Origin of the sequence: Comamonas sp. Z1 (assembly GCF_008121555.1) — a bacterium.
Taxonomy (GTDB): Bacteria; Pseudomonadota; Gammaproteobacteria; order Burkholderiales; family Burkholderiaceae_C; genus Comamonas; species Comamonas thiooxydans.
Window position 1 is genome coordinate 434,643 of record NZ_VOQT01000004.1, and the last position, 13,864, is coordinate 448,506.

11 protein-coding genes and 1 tRNA gene are annotated in these 13,864 nt (G+C 60.6%); 7 read left to right on the forward strand and 5 right to left on the reverse strand.

The window, feature by feature from the left end:
• Positions 1 to 117 precede the first annotated feature (117 nt).
• Positions 118 to 2,103, reverse strand: a complete 1,986-nt coding sequence (dnaG, locus tag FSY45_RS10895) for a DNA primase (RefSeq protein ID WP_039049878.1) — start codon at positions 2,101 to 2,103, stop codon at positions 118 to 120.
• Between the two features lie 593 nt (positions 2,104 to 2,696).
• Between dnaG and FSY45_RS10900 the strand changes: the two genes are divergently transcribed.
• Positions 2,697 to 4,343: an acyl-CoA synthetase gene (locus FSY45_RS10900; protein ID WP_148748075.1), complete on the forward strand. Its 1,647-nt coding sequence runs from the start codon at positions 2,697 to 2,699 to the stop codon at positions 4,341 to 4,343.
• A 192-nt stretch (positions 4,344 to 4,535) separates the two neighbouring features.
• Here FSY45_RS10900 and FSY45_RS10905 read toward each other — a convergent pair whose 3' ends face one another.
• The 4 genes from FSY45_RS10905 to FSY45_RS10920 form a co-directional block, all read right to left on the reverse strand.
• Complete coding sequence (locus tag FSY45_RS10905; protein ID WP_046460863.1) at positions 4,536 to 5,333, reverse strand: UDP-2,3-diacylglucosamine diphosphatase; 798 nt, start codon at positions 5,331 to 5,333, stop codon at positions 4,536 to 4,538.
• A 135-nt stretch (positions 5,334 to 5,468) separates the two neighbouring features.
• Positions 5,469 to 5,996, reverse strand: a complete 528-nt coding sequence (locus FSY45_RS10910; protein WP_003070690.1) for a peptidylprolyl isomerase — start codon at positions 5,994 to 5,996, stop codon at positions 5,469 to 5,471.
• 69 nt (positions 5,997 to 6,065) lie between these two features.
• Positions 6,066 to 6,650 carry a peptidylprolyl isomerase gene (locus FSY45_RS10915; RefSeq protein WP_003070692.1) on the reverse strand — a complete coding sequence of 195 codons (585 nt, stop codon included), beginning with the start codon at positions 6,648 to 6,650 and terminating at the stop codon, positions 6,066 to 6,068.
• 132 nt (positions 6,651 to 6,782) lie between these two features.
• Positions 6,783 to 7,346 (reverse strand): tetratricopeptide repeat protein, encoded by a 564-nt coding sequence (locus tag FSY45_RS10920; RefSeq protein ID WP_046460864.1) that lies wholly within the window; start codon positions 7,344 to 7,346, stop codon positions 6,783 to 6,785.
• Between the two features lie 221 nt (positions 7,347 to 7,567).
• Between FSY45_RS10920 and cysS the strand changes: the two genes are divergently transcribed.
• From cysS to FSY45_RS10950, 6 genes are all read left to right on the forward strand, one after another.
• Entirely contained in the window at positions 7,568 to 8,953 is a 1,386-nt protein-coding gene (cysS, locus tag FSY45_RS10925; RefSeq protein WP_046460865.1) for a cysteine--tRNA ligase, read from the forward strand.
• A 50-nt stretch (positions 8,954 to 9,003) separates the two neighbouring features.
• The gene (locus FSY45_RS10930; RefSeq protein WP_046460866.1) at positions 9,004 to 9,828 is read left to right on the forward strand and encodes a DNA-3-methyladenine glycosylase; all 825 of its coding nucleotides are present in this window, start codon (positions 9,004 to 9,006) and stop codon (positions 9,826 to 9,828) included.
• 60 nt (positions 9,829 to 9,888) lie between these two features.
• Entirely contained in the window at positions 9,889 to 10,866 is a 978-nt protein-coding gene (locus tag FSY45_RS10935; protein WP_003057594.1) for an acetyl-CoA carboxylase carboxyltransferase subunit alpha, read from the forward strand.
• A 145-nt stretch (positions 10,867 to 11,011) separates the two neighbouring features.
• Positions 11,012 to 12,016, forward strand: coding sequence for a tRNA lysidine(34) synthetase TilS (gene tilS / locus FSY45_RS10940; RefSeq protein WP_046460868.1), 1,005 nt, complete (start codon positions 11,012 to 11,014; stop codon positions 12,014 to 12,016).
• Positions 12,017 to 12,110: 94 nt separating this feature from the next.
• Positions 12,111 to 13,376, forward strand: coding sequence for an aspartate kinase (locus FSY45_RS10945; protein WP_003057587.1), 1,266 nt, complete (start codon positions 12,111 to 12,113; stop codon positions 13,374 to 13,376).
• 54 nt (positions 13,377 to 13,430) lie between these two features.
• Positions 13,431 to 13,523 (forward strand) — tRNA-Ser (locus tag FSY45_RS10950).
• The last annotated feature ends 341 nt before the right edge of the window (positions 13,524 to 13,864 follow it).

The following is a 13,864-nucleotide window of genomic DNA, read 5'->3' on the forward strand; positions in this document are numbered from 1 at the left end:
TTGCGAGAAATGGGCCATGCAGTTGCTGCCATCACGTGATTTCTTCACGGTGCCCGGGTCGGAGGTGTTGCTGTCGCTCTTGCCTATATCCACTAAATTATACCTTTTTTAAAGATGTCAAGAGGTGGAGCTAATAATTACAGATAAATTTTTTCGCCGCTGTTGAAACTCAATGTAACGTCTTGCCGCGGTGGGGTCCGTAGCAATTTCCTTGAGGGCCTTGGCTTCTTCGCGCTTGAGGTGATCCACCAGGATCAGATTGAGAGTGCCGCGCAACTCCTTGCGCAACTCGTCCACCTCGCCCTCGGGGTTGGCATGGGCGCCGCTCATGAGCTTTTGGGCCAGCGGCTCGCAGGGAGAGCCTTGCAATTGCTCGCGCAGCACTGCCCAGGAGCGCGGGCCGGATTCGGTGAACTGGGCTTCCAGCCAACGGAACAAGGGGGCATGGCTTTGGTTGCAGCGAGCCAGGGCATCGAAGTCCTCATGGGTCATCTCTTCCATGAACTCCATGTGACACATCAGCAGGCGTGCGGCCTGGTCTTCGCGGCTGACCGGCGTGGGGCGCGGGCCCAGCTGCGGCGGGTTCCAGTCCTCACCCTTCTTGCCCCAGGGTTTGCGCTGGCGGCCGAATTCCTTGCGGCCCGACCAGTTGCCACCGCTGCCCTGGCTCGGGTAGGAGGGAGCCGGTGCCGCAGCATCGGCCCAGTCGGGAGCGCTTTCCCAGTTGCCCGCAGGCGCATCCCATTCCGGTGCCTGAGGGCCGGGGGGCGCAGGCGCGCGGCGGGCAATGGGGGCGGTGCGTGCCGCCTCCTGCGCCCAGATATCGGAGAGGTCGCGCGAGTCCAGCTGAGCCAGGGCTGCGATTTCGGAGAGCAACTGGCGCTTGAGCGCGCCGTCGGGCAGCAGCGACCACAGCGGCCGGGCGTTGCTGGCCATATGGGCACGGCCTTCTGTCTGTCCCAGGTCGCAGCCTTCGCTGGCCGATTCGATGAGAAAGCGGCTCAGCGGCGTGGCATCGCCCACATAGCGCGAGAAGGCCTCGGGGCCGAATTCACGGATGAAGCTGTCAGGGTCATGTTCCGAAGGCAGGAACAGAAATTTGATGGAGCGCGTGTCCGTCGCCAGTGGCAGGGCCGCATCCAGCGCCTTGCGGGCGGCGCGCCGCCCCGCCCCGTCACCGTCGAAGCTGAAGACCACGGCATCGGTGAATCGAAACAGCTTTTGCACATGCTCGGGCGTGCAGGCCGTCCCCAGCGTCGCAACGGCATTGGCAAAGCCCAGTTGGGCCAGTGCCACCACGTCCATATAGCCTTCTGTGACCAGGGCGTAGCCCATGTCGCGCAGGGCCTGCCGGGCCTCGTAAAGGCCGTAGAGTTCGCGCCCCTTGTGGAAGACCGGGGTTTCGGGCGAGTTCAGGTATTTGGGTTTTTCATCGCCGAACACCCGCCCGCCAAAGCCTATGCACTCGCCCTTGACATTGCGAATCGGGAACATGAGCCGGTCGCGGAAGCGGTCATAGCGGCGACTGTCGTCCTCGCCCACGATGACCAGCCCGCATTCTTCGAGCTGCGGGTTGTCGTACTCGGCAAATACGCTGGCCAGACCATGCCAGCCTGCAGGGGCATAGCCCAGGCCAAAGCGCTTGGAGACTTCGCCGGAGACGCCGCGCTTTTTCAGATACTCGATGGCTTTCGGAGCTGCCTTGAGCTGCTTGCGATAGGACTCGCCGGCTTTTTCCAGCAGATCACTCAGTGTTTCCGCCTTTTGCTTTTGCTGAGCCTGGCGCTGGCGCTCGGCAGGACTGATGTCGTCCTGCGGCACTTGCAGGCCGCATTGGTTGGCAAGCTCCTGCACGGCTTCGACAAAGCCCATGCCGGCATGCTCCATCAGAAAGCCGATGGCATTGCCATTCTTGCCACAGCCAAAGCAGTGAAAGAACTGCTTGCTGGGGCTGACGGTGAAAGAGGGCGACTTCTCGCTATGGAACGGGCATAAGCCCATGAAGTTGGCGCCGCCCTTTTTGAGCTGCACATAGCGGCCCACGATGTCGACCACGTCGACGCGGGATAGCAACTCTTGGATGAATGATTGGGGAATGGCCACCCGCGTATTCTGCCTTTTTCGGCAATGGCCGAGGGCGCGGCAGGAATGGGGCAGACGGGCAAAAAAAAGCCTGCACCCATGGGTGCAGGCTCAGGTCTCCTGATGCCTGGGTCATTGCCAGGCTCTCCTCTAAAACGTCTCCTCCGCCACTCAGTCTTGAGGCTTGCGACCGGCTCCGTGCGGGCAGAGATGCCGGTCTTGCATTGCCGATGCAGGCAGTCATGTACTCAAAACATGTGCGCATTCTAAAAGCGATTCGAAGTCCTGGTGATTGGTCTGTCAGATAAATGATGTCTTATAGATGACTTGCATGAGTTGGCCCTGCCTGGGGAATGAGGGGATTTTTCAATAGGATTCCATGTGGTTGATTTCAAATGAATTTATCGATTTTCAGAAGCTGTTGAAAGTACTGTCTCGCTGAATGACCTTTTACATTGCTCTGGTTTGTCTGCGCATGTCGCATGCCGGTTTGCCGGCGCGGTGCAGCCATTTCGGGCGCAACTGCTTGATCCCGATCACAACAAGCCTGCATGGCGCTCGGTTGTAAGCCTGGCGTGACGGATGCTGGAGTACAAAACGCTCAGGAGACAAACATGACAAGTTCTTTCGATCTGAACCTCGCCCCAAATACTGCCAACCATGCCGCGCTGACGCCGCTGGGATTTATTGCCCGCACGGCCGAGGTCTACCCCGAGCGCCTGGCCATTGTTCACGGCGACCTGCGCCAGAGCTGGGCGCAAACCTATGCGCGTTGCCGTCAGCTGGCCAGCAGCCTGCAGAAAATCGGCATTGGCAAGAACGACACCGTGGCCGTGATGCTGCCCAATACGCCGCCCATGGTGGAGGCGCACTTTGGCGTGCCCATGGCCGGTGCCGTGCTCAACACGCTCAATACCCGGCTCGATGCCGAGACCCTGGCATTCATGCTGGATCATGGCGAAGCCAAGGCCTTGATCGTGGACCCCGAGTTCGCGCCTCTAATGGCCAGGGCGCTCAAGCTGCGCCAGAGCACCGTGCCCATTTATGTGATCCAGGTCGAAGACTCGGTTTACGGCGAGGCGGCCGAGCAGATCGGTGCCATCGACTACGAGAGCTTCGTGGCCCAGGGCGATGCCGGTTTCGATTGGCAGTTGCCCGGCGACGAATGGGATGCGATTGCGCTGAACTACACCAGCGGAACCACCGGGAACCCCAAGGGCGTGGTCTACCACCATCGCGGCGCGCACAACAACGCCATCAGCAATGTGCTGGAGTGGGACATGCCCAAACATGCCGTCTATCTGTGGACGCTGCCCATGTTCCACTGCAACGGCTGGTGCTTCCCCTGGACGGTGGCCGCACGCGCGGCGGTCAATGTCTGCCTGCGCCGGGTGGATGCGCAGGCGATTTTTGACGCCATTCGCAACCATGGCGTGAGCCATTACTGCGGCGCGCCCATTGTGCACAGCCTGCTGGTGAATGCGCCGGCTGCCATGAAGCAGGGCGTGCCCGCCGGCGTCAAGGCCATGGTGGCAGGGGCAGCGCCGCCCGCATCGATGATCGAGGGCATGGAGGCCATGGGCTTTGACATCACCCATGTCTATGGCCTGACCGAAACCTATGGCCCGGCTACGGTCTGCGCCAAGCATGAAAGCTGGAATGCGCTCGATATCGGCGAGCGCGCCCGCCTGAACTCGCGCCAGGGCGTGCGCTACCACCTGCAGCGCTCTGCGGCCGTGCTGGACCCCGAAACCATGCAGCCCGTGCCGCACGACGGCCAGACCATGGGCGAGATCATGTTCCAGGGCAATATCGCCATGAAGGGCTATCTCAAGAACCCGCAAGCGACGCAGGAGGCTTTTCGCGGCGGCTGGTTCCACAGCGGCGACCTGGCCGTGCAGCATCCCGACGGCTATATCCAGATCAAGGATCGCAGCAAGGACATCATCATCTCGGGCGGCGAGAACATCTCGTCCATCGAAGTGGAGGATGTGCTCTACCGCCACCCCGCCGTGCTGGCTGCGGCCGTGGTGGCCAAACCCGATCCCAAATGGGGCGAGACGCCATGCGCCTTCATCGAACTCAAGGCCGGAGCCGAGACCACGGCAGAGGACATCATTGCCCACTGCAAAAAGCATCTGGCCGGCTACAAGGTGCCGCGCGCCGTGGTGTTTAGCGAGCTGCCCAAGACCAGCACGGGCAAGATCCAGAAGTTCGAGCTGCGCAAGCAAGTAGGCTCGGCTTCAGCTATCTCGGTTTGAGATCTGGCCGTAAACAAAGAAGCCCGGTGCTCCAGCTCTGTGGGCAGCGGGCTTTGCCGTGTCTATCAGTTCAGTAAATTTGATAGCTGCTAGCGCCTGCCATTCATAGAACTTTGATGACTTTCAATCTGAAATCTATGAATAGCAAGCGCAAGAATCTCAGAATTGGATAGCGCCAACTGGGGCGGCGCGTCAGGCCAGCTCGGGCGGCATGCGCTGCCAGCCTTCGGGCGTCACACGCAGCACCTCGGCGCGGCGCGTATCGGCATCGATATGCCAGTCGCTGAGCACGATGCGCCATTGGTCATTGCCCAGTGCGTGGTCGGCGGGCTGATGAGTGTGGCCGTGAATCAGCCAGGGCGCTTGCGCGGCCTGCATCCAGGTGGCACTCATCTGCGCGTCGGCATCTGCGTAGGGTGCGCCGCTTTGCTTGCGTTGCTCGCTTTCGCTGCGTGCCGATCTGCCGATCGCGCGGCGCACGGCCAGGGGCTGGGCCAGCAGTTGCTTCTGCCAGGCGGCGGAGCGCGAAACAGCACGGAATTGCTGGTAATCCACATCGTCAAGGCACAGCGCATCGCCATGGCTGAGCAGGATGCTGGTGTCTGCCCACCTCAGCACCGTGGGGTCGCAAAGGCCGGTCATGCCGCTTCGGCGCAGAAATTCGTCACCGGCCAGAAAGTCGCGGTTGCCGACCATGAAGAACAGCGGGCGCTGCTGCGCCGCCTCGCGTAGCACGGCAGCGCATTCGGCTTCGAAGCTGCCGGGCTCATCGAGTGCATCGTCACCCACCCAGACTTCAAACAGATCGCCGAGGATAAAGATGGCGTCGGCCGTGCTGCGTGCCAGATAGCTGCGCCAGGCTTCAACCGTCTGCGGCTCCGAAGGCTGCAGATGCAGATCGGAAATGAAATCAAGCGTGCGCCAGTGGGGCTCAGCCTGGAGCTGCGCGACTTGAGGAGCGGCAGTGCGTGGATCAGAAGATTCAGCCATGAATGAAAAGTGCGCAGCCTGAAAACAATAACGGCCTCACAAAGAGACGGCAAGCAAGGGCCGCCCCGCAGCGAGGCCGTCGTCCCCCTCCGCGAAGCAGAGAGGGGGAAGGCGCGTTAGCGCCTCAGGGGGAGATTACAGGGCCACGGCCTTGTCGATCACCACGGCGTCGAAAGGCACGTCGTCGTGGAAGCCCTTGCGGGTGGTGCGCACCTTCTTGATGGCGTCCACGACTTCTTCACCCTTGACCACCTTGCCGAACACGGCATAGCCCCAGCCCTGGCCGGTGGGGGCGGTGTGGTTCAGGAAGCCGTTGTCCACGGTGTTGATGAAGAACTGGGCGGTTGCGCTGTGAGGATCGCTGGTGCGAGCCATGGCAATCGTGTACTTGTCGTTCTTCAGGCCGTTTTTGGCTTCGTTCTCAATGGGAGCCGCAGTGTCCTTTTGCTTCATGTCGGCTGCGAAACCGCCGCCCTGGATCATGAAATTCTTGATCACGCGGTGGAAGATGGTGCCGTTGTAGAAGCCCTGGTTCACATAGTTCAGGAAGTTCTCGGTGGACTTGGGCGCGTTCACGGCGTCCAGTTCCAGCGTGATCACGCCCTGGGTTGCGGTGTCAGCCACGTTGATGGTCACGTGCAGTTCGACTTGGGGATTGCTCATGTCTGTGCTTTCTAGAGGATGGAGTAAAGAGGCGGGCGCGGCCCGGCAGGTGCAGCGCCGCCGGGTTGTTTACTTGATTTCGGTGGCGGAAAGGATTGTTACCGGCGTCGTGGGCACATTCTGGTGCATGCCACGGTTGCCCGTAGCCACGGCGCGGATTTTGTCCACCACGTCCATGCCCTTGACGACCTTGCCGAAGACGGCATAGCCATGGCCGTCGGGCTTGGGGGCGTTGAGCATGTCATTGTTCACCACATTGATGAAGAACTGCGAGGTGGCGGAATTGGGGTTGCCGGTGCGCGCCATGGCAATCGTGCCGCGGTCGTTCTTGAGGCCGTTGCTGGCTTCCAGCGGAATCGGGGCGCGTGTGGGCTTTTCGTTCAGATTGGTGTCCATGCCGCCGCCCTGGATCATGAAGCCGTCGATGACGCGGTGGAACACCGTGCCGTCATAGTGCTTGTCACGCACATACTGCAGAAAATTGGCCGCGCTCTTGGGGGCCTTGGCATCGTTGAGCTCGACCACGATATCGCCCATGCTGGTCTTGAGCTGCACCTTGGATTGCGCCTGGGCCAGGCCGGGGATGGCAAAAACAGTGGCTGTCAGCGCAATGGCAGACAGGGCCTTGAGGCTGTTTCGACGGAAATTCAGCATGGTCATATTCCTGGGTAAGTGAGCCTTGGGCAGGGCCGCAGGGATGGCGGCTGCGAAAAACAGGCTTGAGGCAGCTGAGGGCGCCGGCCTGCTTCACAAGAGGGAGAAGGGCGGCGATGGCAAAAAACGGGTTCAGCGCTGTGCAGGCTGGGCCGGGGCAGGCGTTGCGAGAGAGGCCGCAGGCTGCAGCAAGTCCTTGAGCTGCTTGAGCTTGGGGTTCAGGGCTGCGGGGCGACCGCCCTTGGCCAGGGACTGCGCATAGGACTGATAGGCCAGGCGGGCATAGATATCGCCCAGGTTCTCGTGCGCCACGGCATAGTTCGGATTGTTGCGCACGGCAGCTTCAAGTGCGGAGCGGGCGCGATCCAGGTCACCCTGGCGTGCATAGATCACGGCCAGGTTGTTATAGGGCTCGGGCAGCTCGGGATAGTCCTCGGTCAGCTGGCGAAACGCTGCAATCGCGTCCTCGGTCTTGCCGTCATTGCTCAGCGCGATGCCGCGTAGAAAACGCATCTGCGGGTCGCGTGAATTCTTGGCCAGATAGGTGTCCGCTTTTTGCAGCGCCTGCTGTGTCTTGCCGCTCTTGAGCAACTGGGCAACATCCGTGTAATCGTCGGCGTAGGCGCTACCTGCAGCGAGCAAGGCAGCCAGGGCTGCCGCACGCGCTGCGGTACTGAACAAGTTGCGTACAGGCATGTAGGTGCTTTCATGGCGCCGCAAAACTGCGCTGCGGCGGGAGCTTATACTGCGGGGAATTGTAGCTGAGGGGTGTGCGGCGCTTAGGCGTCTGGCCGGACCGGGATGTGTCTGGATGCTAGTGCGCATTTTTCAGCCTCAGGGAATGGCAGGCATGGTTTATGCATCGCAGGCATGACCAGTGCTGCTGCTCGCCACCCTCTCTCCCTATTTCAAGATTCATGAGTTTGCGTATCTACAACACGCTGTCGCGTGCACTGGAATCGTTTTCGCCGCTTGAGCCGGGCCATGTGCGTATGTACGTCTGTGGCATGACGGTCTATGACCTCTGCCACCTGGGCCATGCACGCTCCATGGTGGCTTTCGACGTGGTGCAGCGCTGGCTGCGCGCCAGCGGCTACAAGGTGACCTATGTGCGCAACATCACCGACATCGATGACAAGATCATCAAGCGAGCGGTGGAAAACGGCGAGACCATACGCAGCCTGACCGACCGCATGATCGATGCGCTGCACCAGGACGCGGATGCGCTGGGCATCGAACGCCCCACGCTGGAGCCGCGCGCCACCGAATACGTGCCGCAGATGCTGGGCATGATCGCCCGTTTGCAGGACAAGGGCCTGGCCTATCAGGCCGGCAACGGCGATGTGAACTACGCCGTGCGCAAGTTTCCGGGCTACGGCAAGCTCTCGGGCAAGTCGCTGGACGAGCTCAACGCCGGCGAGCGTGTGGCCGTGGCAGACGGCAAGCACGACCCGCTGGACTTTGTGCTGTGGAAGTCGGCCAAGGCCGACGAGCCGGCCGATGTGAGATGGCAGAGTCCGTTTGGCGAAGGTCGCCCCGGCTGGCATATCGAATGCTCGGCCATGGGTTGCGAGCTGCTGGGCGAGAGCTTCGACATCCATGGCGGCGGTGCGGATCTGCAGTTCCCCCACCACGAGAACGAGATTGCCCAGAGCGAAGGTGCGACTGGCAAGCCGTTCGCCCGGACCTGGATGCACAACGGCTTCATCAACGTGGACAACGAGAAGATGTCCAAGTCGCTGGGCAACTTCTTCACCATCCGCGACGTGCTCAAGGAGTACGACGCCGAGACCATCCGTTTCTTCGTCGTACGCAGTCACTACCGCAGCCCGCTGAACTATTCCAATGTGCATCTCGATGATGCGCGCGGTGCGCTCAAGCGCCTCTATACCGCGCTGGACCTGGTGACGCCTGCCGAGGTGCAGATCGACTGGAGCAATCCCTATGCCGCCCGCTTCAAGGCGGCGATGGACGAAGACTTCGGCACGCCCGAGGCCGTGGCCGTGCTGTTCGAGCTGGCTGCCGAGGTCAACCGCAGCAAGTCGCCCGAAGTGGCTGGCTTGCTCAAGGCTCTGGGGGGCTGCCTGGGCCTGCTGCAGGCCGAGCCGCAGAAGTTTCTGCAGGCCGGTGCCGAAGGGGTGGACGCGGCAGGGATCGAGGCGCAGATTGCCGCACGCGCAGAGGCCAAGGCTGCCAAGAACTGGGCCGAGGCCGACCGCATCCGCAAGGAGCTGCTTGATCAGGGCATTGTCCTCAAGGACTCGGCCGCGGGCACGACCTGGGAAGCGGCCGCCAAGGGCTGAGGCTGCATGCAATATTCCATCAACTGTGTGAGCAGTGCGGAGAGTCGTGCATGAGTGCGGCCAAGCATCTGGACACCATGGAGTTTGAACAGCTGCCGCTGGTGGCTGATCTGCCCGTGCCCATGGGGCCGGCTGCGCCTTTGCCTGTAGCGCCTTTGGGGGCCGCAGCCATTGCTCAGCCTGCGGGTACAACTGCAAAGCAGGCAGTTGCGTCCAAAGTGGCCGCTCCAAAGATCCATCTGGATTTGCCTGATGGTGTGCCCGCCTATTGGGCTGAGGCCTGTCGTCAGCTCATGCGCCGCGACCGTGTGCTCAAGCGCCTGATCCCGCAACTCGGCAGCCAGGCGCTGTTGCCTTGCGGGCAGGAGCAGGCCTTTGCCACTTTGGCCCGGTCCATCATCGGGCAGCAGATTTCGGCGAAGTCCGCCAAAACCTTGTGGAACAAGTTCGTCAGGCTGCCCGCTGCCATGCAGCCCGAGCAGGTGCTCAGGCTCAAGGTGGACGATATGCGTGCGGTGGGATTGTCGGCCCGCAAGGTGGACTATCTGGTCGATCTGGCTCTGCACTTCACCGAGAACCGTCTGCACATGGATGAATGGGCTCAGATGAGCGATGAAGTCATCATTGCCGAGCTGATGTCCATACGCGGCCTCAGCCGCTGGACGGCCGAGAATTTTCTGATTTACTGTCTGGGGCGGCCCAATGTGCTGCCTCTGGATGATGCCGGTTTGATACAGGGCATCTCTCTCAATCATTTTTCGGGCGATCCTGTCAGTCGCAGCGATGCCCGTGAAGTTGCCGAGGCTTGGAAACCGTGGTGTACGGTTGCAACTTGGTATATTTGGCGCTCGCTCGAGGCGCAGCCTGTGGCTTGATGACATCTGTCCACTGGCCGATTGCAAGGATTGCAACAGGCTGGCACAAGGAGAAATACGTTGGCGAAAAAGAACTTTCTGGATTTTGAGCAGCCCATTGCCGAACTCGAATCCAAAATCGAAGAACTGCGCTATGTGCAGACTGAAAGCGCAGTAGATATCTCGGAAGAGATCGATCAGCTCAGCAAGAAAAGCCTGCAGCTGACCAAGGACATCTACAGCGACCTGACCCCCTGGCAGATCACCAAGATCGCACGCCATACCGAGCGCCCCTATACGCTCGACTATGTGCGCGAGTGCTTTACCGACTTTGTCGAAATGCACGGCGACCGCCACTTTGCGGATGACCAGTCCATCATCGGTGGCCTGGCACGCTTCAACGGCCAGCCCTGCATGGTGATCGGTCATCAAAAGGGCCGCGATACCAAGGAGCGTACGCTGCGCAACTTCGGCATGACGCGTCCCGAGGGCTATCGCAAGGCCTTGCGTCTGATGAAGACGGCCGAGAAGTTCAAGCTGCCCGTGTTCACTTTCGTGGACACGCCCGGCGCCTTCCCCGGCATCGATGCCGAGGAGCGTGGTCAGTCCGAGGCCATCGGTCGCAACATCTACGAAATGGCTCAGCTGCAGACCCCCATCATCACCACCATCATCGGTGAAGGTGGCTCGGGCGGTGCGCTGGCCATTGCCGTGGCAGACCAGGTGCTGATGCTGCAGTACTCCGTGTACTCGGTGATCAGTCCCGAAGGCTGCGCTTCCATTCTGTGGAAGACCGGCGAAAAGGCCCAGGAAGCAGCGGACGCCATGGGCATCACCGCTCACCGCCTCAAGGCGCTGGGTCTGGTGGACAAGATCGTCAACGAGCCTGTGGGTGGCGCTCACCGCGATCACAAGCAAATGGGTGCCTTCCTCAAGCGTGCGTTGGGCGATGCCTATCGCCAGTTGACCGATCTCAAGCCCAAGGAGCTGCAGGATCGTCGCTACGACCGCATTCAGAGCTATGGCAAGTTTGCCGACACCAAGGCTGACAACCGCTGATCCCGCGGGCTTGATGCTGCTTGCGCACAATGGCTCCTTCGGGAGCCATTTGTTTTTGCCGAAGGGCTTTGAGTGAAGTGTGTTTCTAGCCCTTTTGGGGTAGGCGCTAGCTGCTATTGAATTGGAAATAGGGAGTCTGTTGTTCATGCAAGCCCAGTCAGATGCTGACTTGTTGCGGGCCTCGGCTGCTCGGGTGGATGCAGCGATGGCGGCATTCGAGCCGCCGCTGCCACTGGCCGTGGCCTTCAGCGGCGGAGCCGATTCGTCGGCTCTGCTGCTGGCCTGCCATGCGCGCTGGCCGGGGCGGGTGAGGGCGATTCATGTGCACCACGGTTTGCAGGCGGCGGCTGATGAATTTCAGCGGCACTGTGAGCAACTGTGTGCCCGGCACGGCATTGCCCTCAAGGTCTGCGCCATCGATGCGCGCAATGTGCAGGGGCAAAGCCCCGAAGATGCGGCGCGCCAGGGGCGTTATGCGGCTTTGATTCAGGCGGCCCGGCAGCCTTGGCTCGATGCGCAGGGCGCTGCGCTGGATGCGGTGCGCTCCATGGCGCTGGCTCAGCATGCCGACGATCAGGTCGAGACCTTGCTGCTGGCGCTCTCGCGCGGTGCAGGTGTGGCCGGTCTGGCGGCCATGCCAGGGCATTGGCAAAGAGCAGGGCTGGAATGGTTCAGGCCCTTGCTGGAGGTGCCGGGGCAGGCGCTGCGCGACTGGCTGCGGCTCAGGAGTTTGAGCTGGGTCGAGGATCCGACGAATGCCGATCCAGGCTACACGCGCAATCGCATCCGGGCTCAGTTGCTGCCGGTGCTGGAGCAGGTCTTTCCGCAGTTTCGCAGCACGTTTGCACGCAGCAGCGCCCATTGCGCCCAGGCGTCGCAGTTGCTGGATCAGCAGGCTGCGGCAGATCTGCTGCTGGTGGGGGTGCCGCCCGCCATCAAGGCATTGCAGGGTTTGAGCGAGCTGCGTCTGGGCAATGTCCTGCGTTATTGGTTGCGCACCGAGCATGGCACGACGCCGACGGCGGCCCAGCTTGCGCAGCTCATGGCGCAGCTCGGCGTTTGCACTACGCGAGGGCACCGCATCCACATCAAGGTGGGGCGAGGTTTTGTAGAGCGCCAGGGGGCAAGTCTCGGTTGGTACAATTCCTAGGTTTTGGTTTTTTTTACCTGTACGAAAACCGCCGGCGCGCCAAAACCTTTGTGATCTGCGCCGTGGCTGCTGTTTCGTCACCCTTTAGTATCCAATGGCACTGATCGTTCATAAATACGGCGGCACCTCGATGGGCTCGACAGAGCGCATCCGCAACGTCGCCAAGCGTGTGGCCAAATGGGCTCGGGCAGGTCACCAGTTGGTGGTTGTGCCCAGCGCCATGAGTGGCGAAACCAACCGTTTGCTGGGGCTGGCCAGCGAACTGGCTCCCAGCCACGCCAAGAGTTCGTACTATCGTGAGCTTGATATGCTGGCCGCCACTGGCGAGCAGGCATCCTCGGCGCTGCTGGCCATTGCGCTGCAGGCCGAAGGCATGGAATCCGTCAGCTATGCGGGCTGGCAAGTGCCCGTGCGCACCGATAGCAGCTACACCAAGGCTCGCATCGAGTCCATCGACGACAAGCGCGTGCGCGCCGACCTCGAGGCAGGTCGTGTCGTGATCGTGACTGGCTTCCAGGGCATCGATCCAGAAGGCAATATCACCACGCTGGGGCGTGGCGGCTCCGATACTTCGGCCGTGGCCGTGGCTGCCGCCCTGAAGGCGGCCGAATGCCTGATCTATACCGATGTGGATGGCGTCTACACCACCGATCCCCGTGTGGTGCCTGCTGCCAAGCGCCTGGGTACGGTGAGCTTTGAGGAAATGCTGGAAATGGCCAGCCTGGGCTCCAAGGTGCTGCAGATCCGTTCCGTGGAGTTTGCAGGCAAGTACAAGGTGCCCATGCGCGTGCTGTCGAGCTTCACGCCCTGGGATATCGATCTGGAAGAAGAAGCCAAGTCCGGCACGCTGATTACTTTTGAGGAAGACGAAAAAATGGAAAAGGCTGTCGTATCCGGCATCGCTTTCAACCGTGGCGAGGCCAAGATCTCCGTGCTGGGAGTGCCTGATACCCCCGGCGTGGCTGCTGCCATCCTGGGCCCCGTGGCTGATGCCAACATCGAAGTCGATGTGATCATCCAGAACATCTCCAAGGACGGCAAGACCGATTTCAGCTTCACCGTGAGTCAGGGCGACTACCAGCGTGCCATGGAGCTGCTGCGTGAAAGCGTTGTTCCTGCACTGGGTGCTTCCGAAGTGGTGGGCAATCCCAATATCGCCAAGGTCAGCATCGTCGGCATCGGCATGCGCAGCCATGTGGGTGTGGCCTCCACCATGTTCCGTGCCCTGAGCAAGGAAGGTGTGAACATCCAGATGATCTCGACTTCCGAGATCAAGACTTCGGTCGTGATCGACGAGAAGTACCTGGAGCTGGCCGTGCGCTCCCTGCACACAGCCTTCGGTTTGGACAAAAGCGAATAATTTTCGCAACTTTCCAAAAACGAACAAAAAAGCTGTTTACAATAGCGTCATTCCGGAAACGTGACCGAGTGGCCGAAGGTGCTCCCCTGCTAAGGGAGTATGGGGTGTAGAGCCTCATCGAGGGTTCGAATCCCTCCGTTTCCGCCAAATCAAAGAAAAAGCCGCAAGGCTTTTTCTTTTTGTCAAGATCTTTTGGGTGTTGACAAAAAGTTTCAAACTTTGATTTGAGTCTGGTGAAAACAGGCTACAATACAAAGCTTCGCTGATCGCAGCAAGCAACGAGATTCAAGATCGGGTTTTCCGGTTTTGCACTCGGTTCCTTAAAAAAATACAGCCGATAAGCGTGGGCGTTTGAGGGCAGGCAGCCAGTTCTTCGGAACAAACTCTTCGGAGTTATCAAACGCTCACAAAAACAGTAATGAGGAAGAATTAATTCTTCTTGATTCCGTCAAGTGAGTGAGCAGTCGAAAGACTTTAAATTCAAGATC